At 66.3% G+C, this 7865-nt stretch carries 7 protein-coding genes; 5 read left to right on the plus strand and 2 right to left on the minus strand.

From position 1 onward, the window contains the following. A partial coding sequence (locus IM708_RS19585; protein ID WP_209428260.1) for a hypothetical protein occupies positions 1 to 305 on the plus strand: 305 nt, incomplete at its 5' end. A gap of 79 nt (positions 306 to 384) precedes the next feature. Here the strand turns inward: IM708_RS19585 and IM708_RS19590 are convergent. Continuing rightward, entirely contained in the window at positions 385 to 1083 is a 699-nt protein-coding gene (locus tag IM708_RS19590) for a hypothetical protein (protein ID WP_209428261.1), read from the minus strand. A gap of 416 nt (positions 1084 to 1499) precedes the next feature. On the opposite strand from IM708_RS19590, the gene IM708_RS19595 reads away from it, so the two are divergent. From IM708_RS19595 to ggpS, 3 genes are read left to right on the plus strand one after another with little or no spacing between them, the layout of a single operon-like run. Next, positions 1500 to 2627: an NAD(P)H-dependent glycerol-3-phosphate dehydrogenase gene (locus tag IM708_RS19595; protein WP_348525009.1), complete on the plus strand. Its 1128-nt coding sequence runs from the start codon at positions 1500 to 1502 to the stop codon at positions 2625 to 2627. Between the two features lie 31 nt (positions 2628 to 2658). Then, positions 2659 to 3456: an HAD-IIB family hydrolase gene (locus tag IM708_RS19600; RefSeq protein WP_209428262.1), complete on the plus strand. Its 798-nt coding sequence runs from the start codon at positions 2659 to 2661 to the stop codon at positions 3454 to 3456. A gap of 14 nt (positions 3457 to 3470) precedes the next feature. Next, positions 3471 to 4982: a glucosylglycerol-phosphate synthase gene (ggpS, locus tag IM708_RS19605; RefSeq protein WP_209428263.1), complete on the plus strand. Its 1512-nt coding sequence runs from the start codon at positions 3471 to 3473 to the stop codon at positions 4980 to 4982. Between the two features lie 90 nt (positions 4983 to 5072). On the opposite strand, the gene cobT is transcribed toward ggpS, so the two are convergent. Further along, positions 5073 to 6944, minus strand: coding sequence for a cobaltochelatase subunit CobT (gene cobT, locus IM708_RS19610; RefSeq protein ID WP_209428264.1), 1872 nt, complete (start codon positions 6942 to 6944; stop codon positions 5073 to 5075). Positions 6945 to 7079: 135 nt separating this feature from the next. Here cobT and IM708_RS19615 point away from each other — a divergent pair, with 135 nt between their 5' ends. After that, on the plus strand, positions 7080 to 7667 hold the full coding sequence (locus IM708_RS19615) for an NAD(P)H-dependent oxidoreductase (RefSeq protein ID WP_209428265.1): 588 nt from the start codon (positions 7080 to 7082) through the stop codon (positions 7665 to 7667). The last annotated feature ends 198 nt before the right edge of the window (positions 7668 to 7865 follow it).

Here is a 7865-nt window from a genome sequence, read left to right on the forward strand (position 1 = left end):
CGACGCTCGAGATCACCTCGGACATCGCACTTTGGTACCGCCCCGGAACGCCGCCCAGACCAATCCGCTGGGTGCTTGTCAGAAACCCCGAAGGCAAGCGGCCCCCGCAGGCCTTCTTCAGCACCGACACCGCCCGCGAGCCGGCCGACATCATCTTATCCAGAAGCCGGCTTCCGGGTGATTGGAAGCCACTGCCCGCCACGCCATTTATGGCGGGCAGTGGCGGCGGCTGGATCGCAGCAAGCTTGGTCTTAAAGGACCGCAAGAGAGAGTATGATCATCCGCCGTCTTCACCATGGGCCTGAACGGATACGCGTGTTCGAGCCACGCATGACAAGCATAGAACTGGCGAAGATGACTGAACATACCATCGGCATCGACATTTCAAAATCCCATCTTGATGCATTCCGCTTGGAGAACGAAGCATCGGCGCGTTTCGAGAACTCTCCGCGCGGGCATCGGGCGCTGGTCAAATGGCTGGGCGTGTCTGCCATAGCACGGATCGTATTCGAGCCGACGGGACCATATCATCGGGCTTTCGAGAAAGCGCTTTATCTGGAGATTGTCGAGGAAGTTCAGCCACCTGGCGCCGATGAACTCACGATCCGCGAGCAGGATCGCGACGCTCGAGACCGGGAAATGGGCCAGATAGCGCTCGACAAGGGCGATGCGCGCGGCGGTGCCGCTGTTGCCGCTGCGCGGAAGGAGCGTCCACAGGACCGGCACCCGGAAATGGCGCGTTACCACCGCCAGCACCAGGTAGTTCACCTCCCGCTTGCCGATCGCCCATTGCGTCCGGTCGAGCACCAGCGTCCAGCGGCGATCGGAGCCGAGTAACCGCGCGACCAGCGGCAGCGCCCAGTCCGGGCCCAGACGGACGTGCTGGAAGAACCGCTGCAACCGGCGGTAGGTGGACGCGATGCGCGCCGTCCCCTCCCGCTCGCAGGCGATATGCCCGAGATTGACAGTGCGGGCGCTGATCATGCCCACCAACAGAAGACAGAGCGTCTCGAGACGGCTCTTGCTCAAATCCACATGCGGGCGCAGAAAGATCTGGAGGGCGGTGACGGTGCGTTGGGACATCGGGTCACTTCCTTGGTCGGAGTCGACCAGAAAACCACCTCTTCACCCCCTCAGCCAGACCAGTGTCGTGTAGTGTGGATTTCCTCCTTAGGGGCAGGTTGCAGGTTCGAATCCTGCCGGGGTCACCATCTGATCGCCTAGGGTGCGGCTTGCACAAGATTTGGGCAGCAAGCATCACTTCGTCGGGCATATATCGCTTCTCCAGGTCGAAAACCGACACTCATCTTGTCGTTCTTCGCCGATCATCTACCTCGGCTTGAAGAAAGCATCCGACGGGTCCGTCGCAACGCCAGCGCGTGTTGGCCGCAAGCAACGACGCGCGGCAAGGACAAAACTTAGTCCTGCCAGCGTTGGAGGACCCGCTGCGTGCGGCCGGACAACGACAAACGGCCGGACAACGAGAAAGCGAGAGCTACGTGAAAGACGACATCGCCCGTCGCCATTCGATCCCACCCCATGCGCGCCCCTACGCGGCACTCGCGGTCCTTGGCGCCGGAAGCTGGGGCACCGCACTGGCCGCGACGCTTGCCAAGTCCGGGACGGATGTGCGCCTCTGGGGCCGTGATGCCGATCTGATCGATGCGATCCGGAAAACCCGCGAAAACTCCAGACATCTTGCCGGCGTGCCGCTTCCTGCCGAACTGCGCGCCACGAACGACCTGCACGAGGCCCTGCGCGGGGCGGAGGCCGCGTTGATCGTCGTGCCCTCGACCAGCGTACGGTCCGTCGCGCGCAAGATCGCCACGATGGCGCCAGCCGGCATCCCGATCGCCGTCTGCGCCAAGGGGATCGAGGCCGAAACCGGGCTTCTGATGACCCAGGTCGCGGAAGAGGAACTGGGCCAGCACCCGGTTGGCGTCATCTCGGGCCCCACCTTCGCGCGCGAGATGGCGCTCGGCCATCCCACCGCGGCGACCGTCGCGTTTCCCTTCGCATTCTCGGACCGCCTGAATCCCGCCGAAAGCCCTGCCGTGCGCCTGGCGTTATCGCTCAGCGCGCCGACCTTCCGCGCCTATGTCTCGGACGATCTGGTCGGGGTCGAGATCGGGGGCGCGGTCAAGAATGTCATCGCTATCGCCTGCGGCTTGATGACCGGCGCGGGACATGGCGAAAACACCCGCGCCGCGCTGATCACTCGCGGCCTCGACGAGCTCAAGCTGCTGGCCGAAGCGCTGGGCGGCCGGCGTGAAACCGTGACCGGCCTGTCCGGCACGGGGGATCTGACGCTCACCTGCTCCAGTCCGACGTCGCGCAACATGTCTCTTGGTTACCAGCTTGGCCAGGGCACGCCGCGAGCGGACTGCTTCGCGGGGCGCCCCGTTGTCGTCGAGGGTGAGGTGAACGCCCGATCGGTCACCGATCTGGCCCGCCGCGTGGGGGTTCACCTGCCGATCTGTGAGACCGTGCGCAGCATCCTGCATGACGGTGCGGAGCCCGTCGCAGCCTTCACAGCGCTCTGGTCGCGACCGATCGAGGCAGAGCCGCGCGCACTGGATCTTTCCTTCGATCATCCCGCCCAAGCGCTCCCCGACCACATGGGCTAGCGCGCCTGGACATCCCTCTCGAAAGAACCCGATGCCCATTGCCCCTACTTCGGCCGCGACCGAACCTGAACTGAACGAATTTGCCCGCAAGCGATTGATCCTCGCCACCGATCTCGATGGCACGTTTCTGGGCGGCACCGCCGCCGCGCGCGCGGAGCTTTATGGCTGGATCGAGACGAATCGCGCCTCGGTCGGCCTGATCTTCGTGACCGGGCGCGACCTTCGCTTCATCCAGACGCTGACGCGCGACGGCAAGGTGCCGCGCCCCGACTATGTCGTCGGTGATGTCGGCACGACGATTGCGGTCGCGGACGGGACAGCCAGTTTCACCCCGTTGGCGGCGCTGGAAGCCGAGATCGCGGCGCGATGGGACAATGCCGGGCCACGCGTCCGCGACGCCCTCGCCGATGTCGGCGGGCTGACCCCGCAGCCGACCGAGTTCCGCTACCGCGTCAGCTATGACATGAACCCGGCCCGTTTCGAGCCGCGCGCAAGCGATATCGTGGCGGAGTTGGGGCTTGACGCACTCATCTCGGACAATCGGTTCTTCGATGTGTTGCCGCGCGGGATCAGCAAGGGGCCGTCCCTGCGCCGGCTTCTGGAAGCGCTTGGCATCACCGATCCGCAGGTGCTCGTGGCCGGCGACACGCTCAACGATCTTTCGATGCTGACGCTGGGCCTGCCCGCCGTCGCGGTCGGCAATTCCGAAGCCGCGCTTGTCGAGCAACTGGTCGATCACGCGCATGTCCACCACGCCGAGGCCGCTGGCGCCGCCGGCATTGCCGAAGCCATCCGGCGCTTCGGCTATCTGTCGCACAACGCGGCCTGAGGAAAGGTTCACGCATGTCATCCGATCTGGTCATCGTCTATCACCGCCAGCCCTACGAGGAGGTCGAGGTCGACGGTCGCACCATCTACCGCGAGAACAAGAGCCCCAACGGCATCGTCCCCACACTCAAGAGCTTTTTCGGACGCGTCGACCACGGCGCCTGGGTCGCCTGGAAACTGGCCGAGGACCCCGCCAACCCCGGCTTCGAACCCGTGGTCGAGATCGAGGATGCCTTTGGCAGGTATTCCGTCGCCCGGCTTCCGCTGACCGAACATCAGGTGCGCGAATTCTATCACGTCACCTCGAAAGAAGCGTTCTGGCCGATCCTGCACGGCTTCAAGGATCGCTACAATTACGACCCGGTGGACTGGCCCAACTTTCGCGAAGTGAACTGGCGTTTCGCCGAAGCCGCGGCGGCCGAGGCCGCGCCGGGCGCCGTGGTGTGGATCCACGACTACAACCTGTGGCTGGTCCCCGGCTATCTGCGGCAGATGCGCAAGGACGTTCACATCGCCTTCTTTCACCACACGCCCTTTCCGTCGGTGGACGTCTTCAACGTGCTCCCCTGGCGGCGCGAGATCGTCGAGAGCCTGCTCGCCTGCGACGAGGTGGGCTTTCACATTCCGCGCTATGCGGCCAATTTCGTCTCGGTTGCGCGCAGCCTGACGGATGCGGAAGTCACCGAACGCCGGCGGGTGCCACCGGACATGATTGCCGAGGGCACGGCGCTGACGGAACGGAGCGTTCCGACCCGGCTTTCGTACAAGAACCGGAACATCCGTCTGCAGGTGGCGCCGGTCGGCGTCGATGTCGACCACATAGAGACCCGCGCCCGCCTGCCCGAGACGGAGGCCCACGCGCGTCAGATTCGGGAAAGCCTGGATGGGGCGCAACTGATCCTCTCGGTCGGGCGGACCGACTACACGAAGGGGGGCGTCGATCAGCTGCAATCGCTCGAACGGGTATTGGAGGCGCGGCCGGAAATGATCGGAAAGGTGCGCCTGATGCATGTCTCGGTCAGCGCCAACCGCAACATGACCGCCTATGAGAACGTGCAGTCCGAGATCGAGCAGACGGCGGGGCGGATTAACGGGCGGTTCGGCACGCTCGACTGGCAACCGATCGCGCTGATCTCGCGCGCGATCCCGTTCGACGAACTCGTGGCCTACTACCGTGCGGCGGATGTGGCCTGGATCACGCCACTGGCCGACGGGATGAACCTTGTCGCCAAGGAATTCGTCGCCGCGCGCGTGGACGAAGACGGCGCGGTGGTCCTGTCCGAGTTCGCCGGCGCCGCCGTCGAGATGCAGGAAGCCGTCATCACCAACCCGTTTTCGAACCGGTCCATGGACCAGGCGATCCTGACCGCCCTGTCGATGGCGCCCGAAGGACGCCTTGGCCGCATGCGCGCCCTGCGCGCCGCCGTCGCGCGCAACGACATCCGCCTCTGGGCGCGCAACGTGATCGCCGGACCAGAAAAAAGCCCCGGCAGCTCCGTCACCCCGCCGACGGATCAGGCGGCCTGATCGTCCTGCGCGACCCCCTGCCGCTGGCACGCCCCCGCCGGCGCGGGGGCCGCCACGCTTGGCCCTGCGCCCGACGCGCCGATCATCGCCCTAGCGCCGGATCGCGTTGGCGATCCCCATGACCCGCGCCCGCGCACGCGGGTCGGAATCGAAGAGCGCGGCCAGCTGCTCGGTCATCGCGCCGGCCAGCTGGTCGACATCGGTGATCGTCACCGCCCGGTCGTAGTAGCGCGTCACGTCGTGGCCGATGCCGATCGCCAGCAGCTCCACCGCCTGGCGCTTCTCGATCATGGCGATGACGTCGCGAAGGTGCTTTTCAAGGTAGTTCGCCGGGTTCACCGACAGCGTCGAATCGTCCACCGGGGCCCCGTCGGAAATCACCATCAGGATCTTGCGCGCCTCGCGCCGCATGACCATCCGGCGGTGCGCCCATTCCAGCGCCTCGCCGTCGATGTTCTCCTTCAGCAGCCCTTCCTTCATCATCAGGCCCAGGTTGTCGCGAACCCGCCGCCAGGGCGCGTCGGCGGACTTGTAGATGATGTGGCGCAGGTCGTTCAGCCGCCCCGGCGCCTGCGGGCGCCCGTCGCCCAGCCAGCGCTCGCGGCTCTGCCCGCCCTTCCAGGCGCGGGTGGTGAAGCCCAGGATCTCGACCTTGACCTGGCAGCGCTCCAGCGTGCGGGCCAGCACGTCGGCGCAGATTGCGGCGATGCTGATCGGCCGGCCGCGCATGGAGCCTGAGTTGTCCAGCAGCAGCGTCACCACCGTATCGCGGAACTCGGTGTCCTTCTCGACCTTGAAGCTCAAGGGCGTCGTCGGGTTCGCCACCACCCGCGCCAGCCGCGCGACGTCGAGGATGCCCTCCTCGCGGTCGAATTCCCAGCTGCGGTTCTGCTGGGCCTGAAGCCGGCGCTGCAGCTTGTTCGCCAGTCGGCTGACCGCGCCCTTCAGCGGCTCCAGTTGCTGGTCCAGATAGGCGCGCAGCCGCTCCAGTTCGGCCGGCTCGGCCAGATCCTCGGCGGTGACCTCCTCGTCGAAATCGGTGGCGAAGACGGTGTAGTTGGGGTCGGCTTCGGAATGCGCCGGGGGTTCCGGCGGCATCGGCGGCGCCTCCGCCTCGCTCGCCTCGGTTTCCTCTGACATCTCGTCGTCGGCGCTCTCGTCGAAGACCGCCTCCATCTCGGCGCTTTCCTGGCGCGGGCCGTCTTCGGCGGCGTCCGAGTCGTCCTGATTCTCTTCCTGATCGCCCTGCGCGTCGGGGTTTTCGGGCGCGTCGGCCTGATCCTCGTCGCTGGCCTCCTCCTCGCCCTGGTCGTCGGGATCGTCGCCCAGCTGGTCGCCGTAGCCCAGATCCTCGATCACCTTGCGCGCGAAGCGGGCAAAGGCGGTCTGGTCGGACAGCACGTTTTCCAGCCCCTCCAGCGTCGACCCCGCCTGCGATTCGACGAAGGGCCGCCAGAGGTCGGCAACCGTCTCGGCGCCCTTGGGCAGTTTCCGGCCCGTGGCAAGCTGGCGGATGAGGTAGCCCGCGGCCACCGGCAGCGGCGCCTCGGCCTGGCTGCGGATCTGGGCATAGCCCTTGCGCTCGGCCTCGTGCGCGATGCGCGCGTCGATGTTCGACGCCGTCCCCGGCATGTGCTGCGCGCCCACCGCCTCGCAGCGGGCGGTTTCCATCGCCTCGTAGAGGTCGCGCGCCATCTGCCCCTGCGGCAGGTAGCGCGCATGCGTCCCGGCGTTGTGAAACCGCCGCTTCAGCGCGAAGCCGTCGGCGGTGCCGCGCGCCAGCATCACCTCCTCGCGGGTCATCCGGCGGGTGACCTGCGGCAGGCGCATCGTGTCGCCGGCCATCCCCGGCGGGTCGACCGAGTAGCTGACCGAGAGCTCGGCATCGTCGGCCATGACCCTGGTGGTTTCGGTCAGGGCCTTCTTGAACGGATCGGCGGGGTTGTCGGAGGCGCGGTTCATGATCCGAGATAAAGCACCGCAACCCGTCCGGAGCAAGGGGCGGCGCGCATGGTTGCACGGGGCATGTGCGCGCATGCGCTTTGACATCCGCCCCCGCCGTCACGATGTGGAAGGGAGAGAAAACAGGAGAACTTCATGTCCAACACCCCCCGCATCGCTGTCATCATCGGCTCCACCCGCGACGCGCGCTTCGGCGCCAAACCCGCGGAATGGATCCTGGAACAGGCCCGCGCCCGCGGCGACTGGAACGTCGAACTGGTCGATATCAAGGATTTCGATCTGCCGCTCTTCAACGAGGTCGCCTCGAACGCCTGGGCCCCCAGCGAGGACCCGCACGCCATCGCCTGGCAGAAGAAGATCGGTGAATTCGACGGCTACATTTTCGTGACCGCGGAATACAACCGCTCGATCCCCGGCTCGCTGAAGAACGCGCTGGACCAGGCCTATGTCGAATGGAACCTCAAGCCCTTCGGCATCGTCAGCTACGGCTCGGTCGGCGGGACGCGGGCGGCCGAACACCTGCGCACCATCGGGATCGAGCTGCAGATGGTATCCACCCGCTCGGCGGTGCATATCGGCGGGTCGGAGTTCATGAAGGTGCACCCGATGGGCGGCGACCCGAAGCCGATCAGCGAGATCGAAGACGCGATCGGCGGCTCCGCCAAGGCCATGCTGAACGAACTGGACTGGTGGACCCGCGCTACGATGGCCGCGCGGGACTGACCGCGCGTTCCCTTGTCGGAACAACCCATTCGAGGGGCGCCCCGCGGGCGCCCCTTTCGCGTTTGGCTAGGCTCACCCCGATGCCGCCAACCCCCTTTGTCCCGCAAAGGACGGGCCTTCTCAAAGACCTCTGCGCGACTGCCGTGTTTCGGCGTTTTGGCGGAGAGCAGCATGCCTTATGGCCCGCTGGCTTGGCAG

It is taken from the genome of Pararhodobacter sp. SW119, from assembly GCF_017811755.1.
Classification (GTDB): Bacteria; Pseudomonadota; Alphaproteobacteria; order Rhodobacterales; family Rhodobacteraceae; genus Pararhodobacter.